At 46.3% G+C, this 17451-nt stretch carries 14 protein-coding genes; 3 read left to right on the forward strand and 11 right to left on the reverse strand.

Annotation, left to right across the window (positions count from 1 at the left end):
• Window positions 1–182 precede the first annotated feature (182 nt).
• The 7 genes from AB1797_06650 to serS form a co-directional block, all read right to left on the reverse strand.
• Window positions 183–1019, reverse strand: a complete 837-nt coding sequence (locus AB1797_06650; protein ID MEW5767293.1) for an undecaprenyl-diphosphate phosphatase — start codon at window positions 1017–1019, stop codon at window positions 183–185.
• 40 nt (window positions 1020–1059) lie between these two features.
• Window positions 1060–2760, reverse strand: coding sequence for a ribonuclease J (locus AB1797_06655; protein MEW5767294.1), 1701 nt, complete (start codon window positions 2758–2760; stop codon window positions 1060–1062).
• A 150-nt stretch (window positions 2761–2910) separates the two neighbouring features.
• Window positions 2911–4227: a pitrilysin family protein gene (locus tag AB1797_06660; protein ID MEW5767295.1), complete on the reverse strand. Its 1317-nt coding sequence runs from the start codon at window positions 4225–4227 to the stop codon at window positions 2911–2913.
• Between the two features lie 602 nt (window positions 4228–4829).
• On the reverse strand, window positions 4830–6944 hold the full coding sequence (pnp, locus tag AB1797_06665) for a polyribonucleotide nucleotidyltransferase (protein ID MEW5767296.1): 2115 nt from the start codon (window positions 6942–6944) through the stop codon (window positions 4830–4832).
• Window positions 6945–7189: 245 nt separating this feature from the next.
• Window positions 7190–7342, reverse strand: coding sequence for a hypothetical protein (locus AB1797_06670; protein ID MEW5767297.1), 153 nt, complete (start codon window positions 7340–7342; stop codon window positions 7190–7192).
• 40 nt (window positions 7343–7382) lie between these two features.
• Window positions 7383–7652 carry a 30S ribosomal protein S15 gene (rpsO, locus tag AB1797_06675; protein ID MEW5767298.1) on the reverse strand — a complete coding sequence of 90 codons (270 nt, stop codon included), beginning with the start codon at window positions 7650–7652 and terminating at the stop codon, window positions 7383–7385.
• A 73-nt stretch (window positions 7653–7725) separates the two neighbouring features.
• Window positions 7726–8997: a serine--tRNA ligase gene (serS, locus tag AB1797_06680; GenBank protein ID MEW5767299.1), complete on the reverse strand. Its 1272-nt coding sequence runs from the start codon at window positions 8995–8997 to the stop codon at window positions 7726–7728.
• A gap of 93 nt (window positions 8998–9090) precedes the next feature.
• Between serS and AB1797_06685 the strand changes: the two genes are divergently transcribed.
• Entirely contained in the window at window positions 9091–9213 is a 123-nt protein-coding gene (locus AB1797_06685; GenBank protein MEW5767300.1) for a hypothetical protein, read from the forward strand.
• A 75-nt stretch (window positions 9214–9288) separates the two neighbouring features.
• Here the strand turns inward: AB1797_06685 and AB1797_06690 are convergent, their stop codons facing one another.
• From AB1797_06690 to AB1797_06705, 4 genes are all read right to left on the reverse strand, one after another.
• The gene (locus AB1797_06690; protein ID MEW5767301.1) at window positions 9289–9600 is read right to left on the reverse strand and encodes a hypothetical protein; all 312 of its coding nucleotides are present in this window, start codon (window positions 9598–9600) and stop codon (window positions 9289–9291) included.
• A 486-nt stretch (window positions 9601–10086) separates the two neighbouring features.
• On the reverse strand, window positions 10087–11592 hold the full coding sequence (locus tag AB1797_06695; GenBank protein ID MEW5767302.1) for an alpha-amylase family glycosyl hydrolase: 1506 nt from the start codon (window positions 11590–11592) through the stop codon (window positions 10087–10089).
• Window positions 11593–11777: 185 nt separating this feature from the next.
• A complete protein-coding gene (locus AB1797_06700; protein MEW5767303.1) occupies window positions 11778–11939 on the reverse strand; it encodes a hypothetical protein in 162 nt (53 codons plus the stop codon).
• Window positions 11936–12520 carry a zeta toxin family protein gene (locus AB1797_06705; protein ID MEW5767304.1) on the reverse strand — a complete coding sequence of 195 codons (585 nt, stop codon included), beginning with the start codon at window positions 12518–12520 and terminating at the stop codon, window positions 11936–11938. The genes AB1797_06700 and AB1797_06705 overlap by 4 nt, the downstream gene beginning before the upstream one ends.
• A 632-nt stretch (window positions 12521–13152) precedes the next feature.
• Between AB1797_06705 and AB1797_06710 the strand changes: the two genes are divergently transcribed.
• Together AB1797_06710 and AB1797_06715 are read left to right on the forward strand one after the other, a co-directional pair.
• On the forward strand, window positions 13153–15339 hold the full coding sequence (locus AB1797_06710) for a vitamin B12-dependent ribonucleotide reductase (protein ID MEW5767305.1): 2187 nt from the start codon (window positions 13153–13155) through the stop codon (window positions 15337–15339).
• Between the two features lie 766 nt (window positions 15340–16105).
• On the forward strand, window positions 16106–16882 hold the full coding sequence (locus AB1797_06715; GenBank protein MEW5767306.1) for a methyltransferase domain-containing protein: 777 nt from the start codon (window positions 16106–16108) through the stop codon (window positions 16880–16882).
• Window positions 16883–17451: the final 569 nt, after the last annotated feature.

The following is a 17451-nucleotide window of genomic DNA, read 5'->3' on the forward strand; positions in this document are numbered from 1 at the left end:
ATTATAGTGCTATGGGTTAAGTTTCATCTCCTTTTGTACCGACAGCGTCGGCATAAGAGCTTCCCCTCCCTTGATGGGAGGGGTTAGGGGGGTGAAATAAACAATCCTCTTTCACCCTCACCCTATCCCTCTCCCCTCAAGGGAGAGGGAATTTCGCTTTGTCTCCCAACTAACTGCTTAACTTAGTTTTGAGTAGTTACGTATAAGAGTGAAATCGTGCCGACTATCCAACAATAATAAGCGAAAAGGGTTAAGCGGTGTTTGGCCAAGAGGGATAGAAGGAGTTTGATGGCGGCTAAGCCGGAAAGAAAGGCCACCCCTGTTCCAAGGGCATAAGCGGTTAAGCAGGAAGGGGCCACGAGGGTTACATCTTTTAATTCAAGTGCCTGCGCCCCGGTTATGGCTGGGATAGAAAGGATAAAGGAGAACGAGGCGGTCAGCCTTCTGTCTATGCCTCTTAAGAGGCCGGTGCTAATGGTTATCCCTGAGCGAGAGGTACCGGGGATAATGGCTATCCCCTGGGCCGTGCCAATTAAGAGGGCGTCAAGGGTATTTAGTGATTCCCCATTGGCCCGCAGGTAGGCGTACCTTTCAGCCAGAAATAGTATGCCCCCTGTAACTAGAAGCATCACGGTAACTGCCTGCGGGGCGCTAAAAAGGGCTTCAAAATAATCTTTAAAGACAAGGCCAATGATTCCGGTTGGTATAGAGCCAATGATGATCAGGAGAAAGAACCATCTTTGGGGATGGTCATGCCATATTTCAGTGGGGTTCTTCCCTACCCTGTATTCACCCCATGTCCCCCTCAAGGCAGAGATTATCTGCCAGATCTCTTGGTAAAAGTAGACCAGAACAGCCAGCATGGTGCCTCCATGCACCATCACATCGAAGAGGAGGAGATTCGAATCTTTAAGGTTTAGGATTGATTGGGCAATAACCAGGTGCCCGGAACTTGATACGGGCAGGAACTCAGTCAGGCCCTGAACTAATCCCAGTAAAACTGCTTGCAGTATTTCCATCTTCCTTCAGCCTTCAGCCTATCTACCCTCACCCGCTCTATTACACCTCTATAATCACCGGCAAGATCATCGGCCGTCTCTCTGTCTCCTCGTAAAAGAATTTTCGTAGGGCATCCCGAAGGCTGGATTTGATCTCGCCATGATCAGGGGGGGTCTTTTTGGTTAATTCAGCTACTATGGCGGTTACTTTGGTCTTGGCCTGATACATCAATTCGTCGGACCGGCGCAGATAGACAAAACCTCGCGAAATGATCTCCGGGTCGGAAATGAATTTACCCGACAGTTTATCCACCGCCAGAATAACAATAACCATGCCGTCCTGGGCCAGGTGCTGTCTGTCTCTCAAAACCACGCTGCCCACATCGCCTACCCCTTTGCCATCAACCATTATTATCCCGGACTGAACCGAACCCGTAATTCTGGCTTTGTCTTTGGTTAAATTAAGCCGTTGGCCATTGTCAAGGATGAAGATATTTTCCTTGGGGATGTTTACCTTTTCAGCCAATTGGGCGTGATGAACCAGATGTCTATACTCCCCGTGGATAGGGACAAAGAAGCGAGGCCGAACCAGATTAAGCATCAATTTCAATTCTTCTCGACTGGCATGTCCGGAGACATGGACATCGGAGACCTTTTCATAAACCACTTCCGCGCCTAATTTAAAGAGATTGTTGATCGTCCGGGCAATGGTCGATTCATTACCAGGAATGACCCGGGCAGAAATAACAACCGTATCTTGAGGTTGAATCTTGATTTGTTTATGAGACTTGGTGGCCATTCTTGACAGGGCGGACATAGGCTCTCCCTGGCTGCCGGTAGTAATGACCACTACCTTATTGGCCGGCATCTTTTTGATTCGTTCAAAGGGAATGATAGTCCCCTTGGGGAAATTCAAATACCCTAATTCAGTAGCCATCTCTACGGTCTTGATCATACTCATGCCGGTGATGGTTACCTTGCGTTTATGGTTTACAGCGGCCGTGATAACCTGTTTTATGCGGTGGACATTGGAGGCAAAAGTGGCTACCATAATCCTTCGTTGGGCCTCGGAGAAGATCTCCTCCAGGTAATCTCCCACTTCCCGTTCAGAGCGGCTGTAACCTTCTCGTTCCACATTAGTTGAATCCGACATCAGCAGCAGAACCCCGGAATTACCCAGCTCAGCGATCTTGTGAAAATCAATGACCTCGCCGTCAATAGGGGTCTGATCAACCTTAAAGTCGCCCGTATGGACGATGAGTCCGGCCGGGGTGTGTATACCGAGTCCCACCCCATCCACAATAGAATGACTGACCCTGAAAAATTCCACCTCAAATGATTCCCCGATATTGATCCGGTCACGTGGCTTGATTTGAATAAGTTTTACAGGGGGCAGATGGGGATGCTCGGCCAACTTGTTTTTAACCAGGCCTAAAGTGAGTCTGGTTCCATAAACAGGGCAGTTTATTTGAGACAGGACATAAGGCAATGCCCCGATATGATCTTCATGGCCGTGAGTCAGGACAATGCCTCTAATCTGGGAGGCCTTCTTTTTAAGATAGGTGAAATCAGGGATAATGATGTCCACCCCAAACATCTCTTCATCAGGGAACATCAAGCCGGCATCGATCACCAGCGTATCTTGCTCTGTCTCGATAGCCGTCATATTTTTTCCTATTTCCCCGCAGCCACCCAGGGGGATAATAGAGACACCGGGTTCTGATTTCTTACGTCTGGAAACAGATTTCTTATCTTTAGAAATCCTCCTTTTTTTCCCCGGTCTTTTCTTTTCTGTATCTTCCTTTTCCAAATTAATCTCCTTTTGTAACTATTCAGGTAGATAGGCTGAAGACTGAAGGCTGAAGACTCTACCTAAAAGCCTTCAGCCTAAAAGCCTTCCGCCTTGTATTCTTCAGCAAACCAACGCCACTTGCTGTGCCTCTTCTTCACCCAGGGGGCCGATAGTGGTCACGGTTAAGGAATCGTTCCGAAAGATGTTTTCGGCCACCCTTTGCACATCTTCTGCCGTAACAGCTTCAATCTGGCTCAAGATTTCATCTATGGTAAAAAAACGGTTAAAATATATCTCCGTCTTGGCCAGACGGCTCATGCGAGAGGCTGTGTCTTCCAGGGACAGAACCAGGTTGCCTTTAAGTTGTTGTTTTGTTTTGGATAATTCTGCCTCTCCTACCCTCTCCTCTTTCAATTTGGACAATTCAGACAGGGTAATCTTGATTACCTCGGCGTAGTGTTCCAGGCTTACCCCACCATAAACCACAAACAGTCCCGATTCATGACAGGCCAGATGATAGGAATAGATGGAATAGGCCAGCCCCCGTTTTTCTCTTATCTCCTGAAACAGCCTGGAACTCATACTCTTACCGGTAATGTTATTTAAGACATAAAGGGCAAACCTATCCTCATGGGCATAAGGCAATCCGGCCGTTCCCAGACAGAAATGGACCTGTTCCAGATCTCTATAGTGAACTTGAATACCTGGTTGGATCTGAGGGGGGGGAACATGGGATTCCTCCCCTCTCTCTCCCTCTGCCCGGCCGAATATCTTACTTAGTTCATCTATGATCTGACCTGACCCGATATTCCCAGCCACCGTGATAATGATCCGTTCAGGGGTGTATTTCTGTCTGAAAAAGTTCAGCACCTCAGACCGTGAGAATTGAGTAACTAATTGGGCCGTGCCTATTACTGGCTGACCAAGGGGATGTTTATGCCATACATTTTGGACAAAGAGATCATGAATGAGTTCATCAGGGGTATCTTCATACATCTTAATCTCTTCAAGAACCACGTCTCTTTCTTTTTTTATCTCCTCTTCATCAAAGAGAGAGTTAAAGAACATATCGGATAAAAGATCAACGGCCATGGATATATCCTCATCCAGCACCTTGGCGTAAAAACAGGTATATTCCCTTCCGGTAAGGGCATTCAACTGGCCGCCTATCCGATCCATCTCTTCGGCGATCTGGATAGCCGTCCGATTTGAGGTGCCTTTAAAGAGCATATGCTCAATGAAGTGGCTGGCCCCGTTAAGAACGACTGGTTCATTCTTGGAACCCACCTCAACCCATAGCCCAATAGAGACCGATCTGACGTGGGGTATCTCCTCCGTTACTACCCTTAGACCATTAGATAGAACTTCCTTATGATACCTTTCCTTAAGTTTCGCCCCCACTTCCTGGGTAGCCGGAGTTTCGAGTTTCGAGTTCACTTGATTCCGCCCCTTTGCTAACGCCGTTTCGAGTTTCGGGTTTCGAGTTAACAAATTTTTCGACCTGTACGGTTAGAGATTACAAGCAATCCCCTTCAAACCTGAAAGGTTTGAATTTTACATAACCGCAGGTGAAACCTGGGGAAGGCGAAACAGCTACGAACATCTCAACCCTGAAAGGGTTGAATTCTAGGCGATGGATAACATTCGACCCTTGCAGGGTCGAGCGTTGCGATTTGTTTCCGTAGATTGCATCTACGGCTATTTAAAATTCGACGCTTTTAGCGTCAGTAGTCTACAACCTAACCGTACAGGTCGAAATTTTTTCCGAGAAAAATAGGTTTCTCGGAACACAAGTCCTAACTCGAAACCCGAATCCGCCATCGGCCATCTAAAATCGGTGTAATCGTTCACCACAGAGACACAGAGAATGATTTTAGAAAAAAGCACTTACAGAGCAAATAATTGGGGCAGCAATATGAAGTTTTTGCGTGGTCTAAACTTTGAACGACAAAGACCTCATTAAGAGACTCGTCCTTTAGATTTTTCTCAGTGTCTCTGTGTCTCCGGGGTGAGGTGAACGGTTACAATCTGCCCTCGGTTTACCGGTTTTTCTGGAACGGCTTGGTTTCTCCTCCTGTTTTTTCCCGCAAGGCGGCTTTCCGGGAGAGACTTATCCGGCCCTGTTCATCTATATTTATTACCTTGACCAGCACCTCATCCCCTTCTTTGACCACGTCCTCTACCCGTCTCACATGACCTTCAGCTAATTGAGAAATATGCACCAGGCCATCTTTGCCAGGCAATATCTCCACAAAGGCCCCAAAGGTAACTACTCGTACCACCTTGCCCAGATAAGTCTTGCCCACCTCTGCCTCGGCCGTCAGGTATTCGACCATTTCCACGGCCTGCTGGGCTGCCTCTTGATCGATTGAGGCAATAGAGACCTTGCCATCGTCATTGATATCAATCTTCACCCCGGTGACTTCCACAATATTTCGGATGACCTTTCCTCCCGGACCAATAACATCCTTAATCTTCGCTGGAGGGATATTAATGGTTATAATTCTGGGGGCATAAGGAGATAATTCTGCCGCCGGCTTGTCAATGACTTTAGTCATTTCATCCAGGATGAAAAGCCTGGCTTCTTTGGCCTGGTTGAGGGCCCGAACCATAATATTATGGTCTATTCCCCCAATCTTGATGTCCATCTGAAGGGCAGTCACGCCATCCTTTGTTCCGGCCACTTTAAGATCCATATCTCCCAGATGATCTTCCAGGCCGGTGATGTCGGTCAAGATAACCGCCTTATCGCCCTCTTTGATTAATCCCATAGCGATTCCCGCCACCGGAGCATCAATAGGCACCCCGGCATTCATAAGGCTCAGGGTTCCACCACATACACTGGCCATAGAAGTAGAACCATTTGATTCTAAGATGTCGGAAACAATCCGAATGGTATAAGGGAATTTCTCTGAGGCAGGGATAACCGGCCGAAGTGCCCGCTCAGCCAACATACCATGACCAATATCACGCCTGGAAGGACCTCGGTTAGGTTTGGTCTCGCCGGTGCTGAAAGAAGGAAAGTTATAATGAAACATAAAACTTTTACTTCGTCTGCCTTCGATATCATCCAATATCTGTTCATCGTCCACTGTCCCAAGGGTGACGGCCGCCAGGGCCTGAGTCTGCCCCCTGGTAAATAAAGCGCTTCCATGTACCCGGGGCAATACGTCTACCTCACAAGAGATGGATCTGATTTCATTCGGCCGGCGATTATCAGCCCGAAGCCCCTCATTGATGATCCTGCCCCTGACAATCTCCCGCTCAATAAGCTCTAAGCAGGTCTTAATATCCGCCTCCTCTTCCGGGAAAAGAGGGGCAAGCTCTTCCAGGGCCTGCGCCATTGCTTCATCTATCCCTTGCTGCCTGGCCTGTTTTTCCGAAATCAAATTGGCGGCGGCTATTCTTTCTGTGCTCAATTCCCTCACCCTGGCTTCCAACGCCGGATCTATCCGGACCGAAATCACCTCCCGTTTAGGAAGTCCTGCCTGGACCACCAGTTCTCGCTGAAGAGAAACGATCTCTTTTATTAGCCGGTGTCCTTCTTCTATTGCCTCCAGCATCTCTTCTTCTGAGAGATTCTTTGCCCCGGCCTCAACCATTAAAATCGCTTCATTTGTTCCGGCCACAACCAGGTCTAATCGACTTTTCTCCATCTGATCGAGTGAAGGATTGACTATCAGGTTGTCCCCCACTTTTCCCATCCTAACGGCGCCAACCGGCCCGGCAAAGGGAAAGTCGGATAGGGATAACGCGGCTGAAGCTCCAATTATAGTGGGTATGTCTGGGGTGTTAATTTGATCCACAGAGAGGACCGTAGCCATAATTTGAACCTCATTTCGCAGTTCCTCATTAAAGAGGGGCCTTATCGGCCTGTCAATCAGCCGGGCAATGAGGATCTCTCTATCAGATGGCCGCGATTCCCGCTTGATAAATCCACCCGGAAATCTGCCTCCAGCATAAGCCCTTTCTCGATAGTCAACGGTGAGAGGGAAGAAATCAATGCCTTCCCGACATTCTGGTGAAGCTACCGCCGTTACCAGCACCACCGTGTCTCCATACCGGACTAAACAAGCACCGCCGGCTTGTTTGGCTACCCGGCCTGTTTCAATAGACAGTTCTCTCCCCCCAAGATTCATACTTACTTTAGTCATAATACGGTTTTTCCTCCTTAAAATAGAGTTGAGAGTCGAGAGCTGAGAGTGGAGAGGTCTCTTCTCTCAACTCTCACTATTGGGGTTTGAAAATGGATTAAGCTGGGTGTGAGAGGAAGGAAATTGGATAGACTTTGATTTTAAGTGAAGGTTTGAGTACCGGAAACAAGACCCAAGGTATAGATGTAAACATGGTTTACATCTATATCCTGAATCCTGCCTCAGAACTCATCACTTTTTTGCAACTACCCAGCCGCCTCGACCCTAAGGCACCCAGATAAATATCCCTCTGTAACCTTCCATCCTAATAACCAAACCCCATACTCGATACTCGATGCTCGATCCTCGATCCTCGATGCTCGATACTCAATATTGTATTCTTTACCAGTATCGAGCATCGAACATCAAACATCGAGCATCGAGTATCGAGCATCGAGTTTATTTTCTTAAACCAAGTCTTTTGATCAGGGTTTGATAACGATCCACATTTTTAGCCATAAGATAGTTAAGAAGCCTTCTCCGCTGCCCAACCAATTTTAAGAGACCGCGTCTGGAATGGAAGTCTTTTTTATGGACCTTAAAGTGCTGAGTCAACTGGTTTATCCGTGAGGTGAGAAGAGCCACCTGAACTTCCGGCGAACCAGTATCCTTTTCATGGAGAGCATATTCCTTGAGAAGATCGGTCTTTGCTTCGTTAGCAAGAGCCATTAAGTCGTCCCCCTTTCTTGGTAAGTTAAAGGTCATTCTACCATAATTTTCAAACTTTGTCAAAAAGTATTTTTCAGCCTATGGCCTCCATTCCATCCATATAAGGTCTCAGCGCCCCAGGGATAAGAACGCTTCCATCTTCCTGCTGGTAATTTTCCAGAATAGCCACCAGGGTTCGACCTACGGCTAGACCAGAGCCGTTTAAGGTGTGAACGAAATCTGGCTTAGCCCCTTTTTGGGGTCGATAGCGGATGTTGGCCCTTCTGGCCTGGAAATCCTCAAAATTGGAGCAGGAAGATATTTCCCGATAGGTGTCCTGAGATGGTAGCCAGACCTCGATATCGTAGGTCTTAGCCGCAGAAAAACCCAGGTCTCCAGTGCATAGAGAGACAACCCGATAGTGAAGTCCTAACCTCTTCAGGATTTCTTCGGCATTAAGCAGAAGCTTCTCCAATTCATCATAAGAATCCTCCCGCCGGCTAAACTTGACCAGTTCAACCTTGTTAAACTGGTGCTGGCGGATAAGCCCACGGGTATCCTTTCCATAAGAACCAGCCTCCGCCCGAAAGCAAGGGGTATAGGCCGTGTAGTATTTGGGCAGATCCTCTCCGTCAAGGATCTCACCTTGATGAATGTTGGTTACCGGAACCTCAGCCGTGGGGACAAGGTAATAATCCCAGTTCTCACATTTGAAGAGGTCTTGGCCAAACTTGGGCAACTGACCGGTTCCTATCATACTGGTGGAGTTAGTCATAAAGGGTGGGAGGACTTCAATGTAGCCGTGCTCTTTGGTATGAATATCAAGCATAAAATTTATTAAGGCCCGTTCCAGCCTGGCCCCTGCTCCCCAAAGGAGGGTAAACCGGGCTCCGGTAATCTTGGCCCCTCTTTCAAAGTCAAGGATACCCAAATCTTCGCCTATTTCCACATGAGATTTAATGGAGAAGGAAAACTCGGGTTTCTCCCCCCAGCGTTTTACCTCCAGATTGTTGGTCTCGTCTTCGCCCCGAGGCACCGTAGCATGCGGGATATTGGGTATAGTCAAAAGGATGTCTCTGAGTTCCATCTCAATATCCCTGAGATCCTCATCCAGTCCCTTGATCCAGTCACTTACTTCCTTCATCCGGGTCATAATGTCTTCGACCGGCTCACCCGCCCCCTTTCGCTGACCAATCTCTTTAGTGGCTTTATTTCTTTCTGCCTTTAGATTCTCAACCCTGGTCAGGGTGTCTCTTCTTTTCCTGTCAAGCTCCAGAAAACGCTCCAGGTTATCTTCACTTCCCCGATCTTTTAAAGAAGTCTTCACTAATTCCAGATTCTCTCGGACAAACCCCGCTTCCAGCATAAAAATATCTCCCTCCTCTTACTCTTCGGCCTTGTTCATCGTTGGGGCCATTTGAAGGCTGAAGACTGGTAACCGTTCAGCACATGATGCTCGATGCTCGATCCTCGATGCTCGATCTTCGATGCTGGTAAAGGATTCAGTATCCAGGATCGAGCATCCAGAATCGAGCATCCAGGATCGAGGATCGAGGTTGTGTCTTTGTGCCTTAGTGGCTGAACGCTTACGAAAACTGAAGTTTAATAGCCTTCAGCCTTCAACCTTCAACCTTCAGCCTATCCAGATGAACATCGACTACTTTTCTTTAAGGATATGTCCAAAAAGCCGCAGGATTTCTCTATGCCTTTCCTCTGATCTGACATCCATCTCTCTATGCCTTTCTTCTGTTCTGGCTTCCATCTCTCTATGCCTTTCTTCTGTTCTGGCATCCCATCTCTCAAATAATTCCTCTATCATTTTTCTGGTAAGCCTTTCTTCCTTCTCCAGCATCATTCCTATTTCGATAATACCGGCTTTAATGTGTTTTCCGTTGAAATAAGCCGCTATTCCAAAACATATGCCTACAAAAGTAGCAAAGACTCCCGCGACGCCTATCAGTTCTATCATATCCTTTCCCCCCTTCTTTCTTTACCTGTTTCACTCGATGTCCAAGTTTTGTAACTATTCAGCCCCAGATGGACACGGATGAAACACTGATTTTTGGTATCTACTCAAAATCAAGTTAAAAAAGTAAGCTCATTACAGATTATAGTGCTATGGGTTAAGTTTCATCTCCTTTTGTCCTGACAGCGTCGGCATAAGAGCTTCCCCTCCCTTGATGGGAGGGGTTAGGGGAGGGTGAAATAAACAAGAGTAATAATATTGCCCGCCCATTTCACCCTCACCCTATATCCCTCTCCCATCAAGGGAGAGGGAATTTTGCTTTGTCTCCCAACTAACTGCTTAACTTAGTTTTGAGTAGTTGCGATTTTTGTAAGTGTTCAGCCAAAAAGGCACCAAGACACAAAGATTAAAGGTAATTCACCACACCCGCCTTCTTTTTTGGATTTTCTCAATAATCTCCCGCCAAGTCGCAGAGACGCAAAGAAAGGCCTATTTAAGCCTTAACTTATAAATTCTGGCTTCCTTTCGGCCTAACTTCACCTGGATACGGCCATTCTCATATTCAATACTATCATTTGGGTCTAATAGATTGTCCAACACCCGTCTCTTCTTTAGAGCTTCTTTGAGCCTTGGTGGGATATTTGTGTTTACCTCAATAGGGATAGAGCAAGAATAGACCATCTCTTTTAAGCCGTTGTTGATGGCTACGATAATAGTATTTCCTCGAAATTCCCGGATGTAGGCATAGATAAAGGTATCTACATACAGGGTAAATAGATAGCCATAAGGAATGGCCTCGTTTTCCTTCCTGATCTTGATAAGTGATCTTAAGTGGTTGAATATCTCTTTTTCGCTTCCCTCTTTTGGTTCTAACCCCCTGGCAAACTTCTCCCAGGGCATATCCTGGCGATTGTCCGGATCTTTTCTGCCTTCCATACCTAGCTCAGTCCCATAGTAAATCTGGGGGATACCCCGAGTGGTAAATAAAAATGTAAGCACTGTCTTAAAGATCTCGAGGGCTAAATTTCTATCCCAATGGCCTACCTTATCTAAGATTTCAGTCATAAACCTCTTGTCTAAATCATGGTTATCTAAAAGGGTGACTAATCTGTTGGCATTGGTGTAATCTTTATCCATATCTAAGATACCTTTGGGTTCATTGTCACTTAACCTTGGTCTGGCCAATCTGGTCATTGGGCCATGGTAGATGAAGACCTCCTTCATCACGGAGCACAAAGGAAAGTCAAATAATGTATCAAAGTCATGGGCCTTTTGATATTCAGAGATGCGATAGACATCATATTCCAAATCCTCACCCAGGAGGGTAATATTTCGATATTTCCCTCTGATGTATGATTTAAAGAAATACCAGAAGGCCGGCTCAACATGTTTGACCGTATCCATACGAATAGCGTCAATAGCGGTCTCCTCTATCCAATCAAGGATGTTGTTGACAAAATAATCGACTACCTCCGCCAGGTCGTGGTTCAGGTCAGGCAATCCTGATAAAGCAGACTTAACCTCATCCCCATTAGACCGTGGTGGATTGAACCAGCTATCCTTTATTTTCTTATCCGAATAACTGTGATAGGTATCATTATGGTAGCCGGTATGATTGACCACCATATCCAGGACAACCTTGATCTTGGCCTGATGCAGCTTATTCACCAATTTCTTTAGATATTCTTTGCTTCCTTCGGCTAATGAAGGGTCTTTAGAATAAAGATGGGGGTCGACCTTTTCGAAATCAAGGGCCCAATATCCATGGTAGCCATCTGAATCTCCACATCGCCCAATAGAGAGATAGACGGGTGTAACCCAGAGACAGGTAACACCTAAGTTTTTAAGGTAAGGGATCTTCTTGGCAATCCCGCCAAAGTCTCCCCCGTGATACCGGCTGGGATGAGCCTTGTCCACCCCTTGATTATTTTTAGTGTCCCCATCACAGAACCTGTCGGTGAGGATAAAGTAAATGACATCATTTTGAGTAATCATCTGTTTTTTCCTCCTTTTAATGTTAGAACGCCCTCGGATAATCCGAGACTCTCTATTTACTCACCTTCGCAAACCTGCTTAATATTTTCCCCCTACTTTTTGTAATCGTTCACCACAGAGACACAGAGACAGTATGATTTTAGATTTTTCTCAGTGTCTCTGTATCTCCGTGGTGAGGTGAACGGTTACGAAATATTATCTGATGGTACTTTTACAACCTTTCCGTCTTCCCATATCACCAGTGGCAATTTCTTCATTGTATGCTCTGTAATAACTTTTTTAACAGCATCCTTCATCGCCTTCTCTGCTTTTTTCCCCAAAGGAGTCAATGTTCTATTTTTTTTCATAACAAACCAACCTCCTGTTTTATATACTGAAATAAATTTTTATCAATAATATTTTCATATTTCCCTTTTTTTTCATAAATTATCATTGGCTCTATACCTGAATTATCAAAAATTACTAAATAATCTAAAGCAGAAAAGTAAATATGGAATAAATTCCATAATGTCTTTTTAAATCGTCTCTTCACAATATATTTTGGCACTCCATGGCCACCTTCTCGCACTCTATTTTTAATTCTCTCAATACCAAGTTGATAATTCGGAATCCATAAATAATACATATAAACACGGTATCCTAACATCTTCATCTTTCGTAAAATACTTAGATATGTTCTTCCTGATAATGTTGTTTCAATTGCAAAGGTTTTCTTTTCACTAGCAAGCTCTTTAATTCTTTCAAGTACCATACGTCCTGCACGAATACCAAATCTATCTGGTGCAAAAGGAGACAATCCCTGTGCAATCATATCTGCATTAACAAAATCAATTCTCCCAACATAACGAGGAAAATATTCACGAGCAAATGTTGTTTTTCCTGCACCGTTTGCCCCTGCAATAATATATATTACCTGTTGTTTATTCATAACAGATCCGTTTTAAAACCTTTCAAATATGCTAAGGCACTAGCACAAGGCATAAGAATTCGGAGCAGAGCCATGGTATCTTCGTACGGCCACCGGCCAGTGGCAGGGGATGTCACTCCCCTATTACAACTTCCTTGTTTCCGGGATGGAGCTTAGAGCCTATCCCAAAACCTCGGCGCCATAAGAGCCGATATAGGAGGCAGCTACAACTGCCGACGGATAGAGGGCGCCCCTGGTCGCTCCCTAACGGTCACGGCTCGGATCGGCTTTGGGATAGGCTCTTAGTAACCAGGGGCAACTTGAGCCCCTACAATATAACAAAATCCGTCCCTCAAGTCAAGCGCAAATTGTTAACCGTTACCAATATTTTGACTTCAGTAAGTTCGAAAAACTCAAGGCAAAAAGTCTTGACAAGTTATTTGAACGGTGATAGACTGAATCTGTTCAGAATCACCAAGGTAACTGATCAGGTAATCGGTTATCGGTGATTACCGATTACCGAATATGAGGAGGATAAGATGGCTGTTGCAGTCAAAGAGCGGTTAGCTGAATCTCAGTATGAAATTATCCCAACCGAGATAAAACCTAAACCAAAATCTACACCAAAGTCAACACCTAAGCCAAAACCTCAACTGGCCTTTTCAGCCAATGCCTTAACCGTGCTCAGGCGGAGATATTTAAAGAAGGATGAAACCGGGACCGTGGTGGAAGAGCCGGAGGATATGTTCAGACGGGCAGCTAAACATATTGCTGGAGCCGAGCTTATTTACAACCCTGAAGCAGATGTGAAAGCCTGTGAGGAAGAATTTTACCAACTGATGACCAGTCTTGAATTTATGCCTAATTCGCCGACCTTAATGAATGCCGGTCGAGAATTAGGCCAGTTGTCAGCCTGTTTTGTCCTGCCGATAGAGGATTCGATGGAGAGCATCTTTGAGGCCGTCAAAAATACGGCCCTTATTCACAAAAGCGGCGGCGGAACAGGCTTTTCTTTTTCTCGCCTTAGACCTAAAAATGATGTCGTCCTTTCTACTAAAGGGATATCAAGCGGTCCTGTCTCCTTTATGACCGTCTTTGATGTGGCTACTGAGACAATCAAACAAGGCGGAACACGGCGAGGGGCTAATATGGGTATCCTCAGGGTTGACCATCCCGATATAATGGATTTTATTACCGCCAAGGAAAAGAACGACCGGTTGAATAACTTTAATATCTCGGTGGCTATCACGGATGAATTTATGTATGCCTTAGAGCGGGACGGAGAATATGAGCTGATTAATCCCAGAAATAATGAGTGTTCCGGCCGTCTTCGGGCGGCCGAGGTATTTGACCGAATCGCCCACCTGGCTTGGAAAAATGGGGAGCCAGGGATTATCTTTATTGACCGGATTAACCGGGGCAACCCTACGCCCCAGGTGGGCACCATCGAAAGCACTAATCCCTGCGGGGAACAACCGCTTCTTCCTTATGAATCCTGTAACCTTGGCTCCATCAACCTGGCCAAAATGGTCAAACCAAAGGGAAATAAATGGGAAATTGATTATCCCCACCTGGCCCAGGTAGTTAAGACAAGTGTGAGGTTCCTGGATAATGTGATTGATGTTAATAAATATCCCCTCCCTGAGATTGAGGCGATGACCAAGGGGAATCGGAAGATAGGCTTGGGGGTTATGGGGTTTGCTGATCTCCTTCTTTACCTGGGGGTTCCTTATGATTCTGACCGGGCGGTTGAGCTGGGTGGAGAGATTATGCGATTTATTTCTCAAAAGGCTAAAGAAGCCTCGGTGGAATTAGCCAAAGAGCGTGGGGTCTTCCCTAATTTCAAAGGGAGTATTTATGATGTTCCTGGCGGAATAGAGCCTCGAAATGCTACCACCACTACTATTGCCCCCACCGGAACCATTAGTATCATTGCCGGTTGTTCCAGCGGCATAGAACCCCTCTTTGCTATCTCTTTTATTCGTAAGGTCATGGATAACGATGAGCTCCTGGAGGTTCATCCTCTGTTTGAAAAAATAGCCGTTCAGGAAGGCTTTCATTCTCCCAGTTTAATGAAGGCTATTGCTAAGCAGAGCACCCTTAAAGGAATAGATGGAATTCCGGATGGGATCAAGAAATACTTCAGGACAGCCCACGATATCTCTTATGAGTGGCATATCAAGATGCAGGCAACCTTTCAACGTTTTACGGATAATGCGGTCTCCAAGACCATAAATTTTCCCCAGTCGGCTACCGTAGAAGATATTAGACGGGCATATCTTATGGCTTACCGAAGCGATCTTAAAGGATTAACTATTTATCGAGACGGCAGTCGGGAGCAGCAAGTTCTTAGTGTGGAGACCGAACAACCCAAGATTATTCCTCGACCCAGACCGGAAGTAACCACAGGGAGTACGGAGATGGCCAAAATTGGCTGCGGAAAGCTTTATATTACCATAAATTCTGATGAAGAGGGGTTGTGTGAGCTTTTTACTTCTACCGGCCGGGCCGGGGGGTGTCCGGCCCAATCAGAAGCTACCGGAAGATTGGTTTCTCTTGCCCTGCGCGCCGGCGTAGATGAACGGGCCATTATCAATCAGCTTAAGGGTATCCGCTGTGTTTCTACGGTAAGCAAACGTAAGACTAACGGGATAAAAGTTCTGTCCTGTCCTGACGCTATCGGCCGGGTAATTGAGAAATACCTCCATATTGATGAAACCCCTAAATTCTTCGACGGCCCTGTTCCGTTGATCAGCCACTGTCCTGAATGCGGCGGGGTTCTGGAACATGAAAGCGGTTGTGTGGTCTGTCGGGGTTGTGGTTATTCCAAGTGCGGCTGATTGAATGGCGGATTTTGGATTACCGATGAATTTGCCCTAAGGCAATGTAACAGAAATTATTAAACCAAACTTTTGCGACCTGTGCGGTTAGGAATTATAAGCAATGAGTTAAAATTTTTCGACCTGTATGGTTAGGGTTGTAGACTACTGACGCTGAAAGCGTCGAATTTTAAATAGCCGTAGATGCAATCTACGGAAACAAATCGCAACGCTCGACCCTGCAAGGGTCGAATATTATCCATCACATAGAATTCAACCCTTTCAGGGTTGAGCTGTGGCAGATGTTTCGTTTCCGCAGGTTTCACCTGTGGTTATGTAAAATTCAAACCTTTCAGGTTTGAGGAGAATTGCTTGTAATTTCTAACCGCACAGGTCGAAATTATTTAAAGATAGGATTAAAAGATTTGTTTTATAATTCTTCGTGTTCTTCGTGGGTTTTAAAAGATGTGGGTAAGGATTAGCCTCAGGGGAGAGGATTAAGGTAAGGGGGTTGCTTCTCTAAGAGACGAACAACCCGCCACTTCGGCGGTTGCGGTGCGCGCCTCCGCCTCGTGCGGGTGAAGCACTCTGCCCCGTTAGGCGAACTTTGCGTCTGTTCTTTGTTCATGCTATGACCTTTTCGGCATATCTTTGGCTAAGCTTCTGGAGAGGACTTTGGTGCGGTAGTGACTAACAGGTCTTATGTCTTGATATTTGATAATCAGAAGGGTTGAGAGCGATGCTTGGTCGATTTTCCGAAACATAAGAGGAGTGGACAGTGCTACCTGTGAAGCGTTTTCACTGGGACGATGCGGAATATGCAGAGGACTTTGCTACCCTTCTGAGGTGCTATGGGGAGCGAGTGTATGAGCGCCAGATTCTTCGAGAGATATTTTCCGTCTATCCTGCCGAGTCGCACGCGGTCGATTGGGGTGCCGGAAGAGGGGACCTCACCAGTCTTCTGGTGGAGCACTTCCAACATGTGTATGCGGTGGAACCCCATCCGGGCATGCGCGCGGTGATAGCGACGAGATGTCCTCTTGCTCAGGTCGTGGACGGTACGATCATGTCCACCGTCCTGCCCACAAAGGTGGAGGTTGGTCTGATCAGTCATGTGTTTTACCATGTTTCCGATTACAAATGGGGTGCCTATACGATTCATGCTGCCAATCAACTCACCGAGAACGGGATACTGATTGTCTCCCTCAAAACCGTGGATTCTGGGTGTAATCAGATGCTCGAGGATTTTGGGGCGCCTTGCTATGACCTCTATGGGGGCTTAGCCAGAGTGATTCGTCTTCACCCAGAATTCACTTTTTCTTTTCTGCGCGCCCCGGCCTCCATCACGACCACCTCGTTTGCAGATACGCTCAAGATTGCCCGCTTCATGTTGTGTGACCGGGACGCTGACGCCTTCTCGCGCCCTCCGACGGAGGAGGAGTTTCAGGCATACGTCCGCAAACACTTCTGGGACGAGAGGAAAGGGAGAGGGGGTTGGGAGTGCGCAAACATGTTATGCTGCGTGCGGCGAAATGCCGTGTATGCAAAGCATACCTGGAGATAGGGAATGATGGTCAGATACGACTAGTGCTCCATGACATTTGATCTTAGCAGTTGAGTTATTTTGACGATATCTGATCGGCTGATACCTGACATTGAAACTTTAGAAGAGAACGGTTACAGAAAAAGAAACCTCCGGGACGGTTCAAAATCATCCATTTTCTTGTGAAACTTTAGGCGCGGTTAACCTTCCGCAGAAGTAGGGTGGGCATTACCCACCAATCTGTTCGCCATCTACGCCTTTTTGGTGGGCGGTGCCCACCCTACCTCTCAGCCGCAAGCTTTCACAGTAAAGTGAACCATCCCAAACCTCCCCTTTAATCCCTTTAATTATATCTTACCTAACCATTGCTCTTACAACAATCCCTCCGTCGTCCCAAAATAGCCACACCCTTTTCCTTTGGGATGGGACTCTCCCCTGAAGCATTCTTTCGACCTGTCCTCTTAGAGCGTGTCTGAAAAGTTGATGCGTTAATCAGCCCCGTAGGGGCAAAATGTTTATAGTAGCCGTTTTTCTCATAAACCCAAGCTCCGTTAGGAGCGAAATGTTCAAGAAGTAAACTTAGCAAAGCG

Source organism: bacterium, assembly GCA_040753085.1.
Classification (GTDB): domain Bacteria; phylum UBA9089; class JASEGY01; order JASEGY01; family JASEGY01; genus JASEGY01.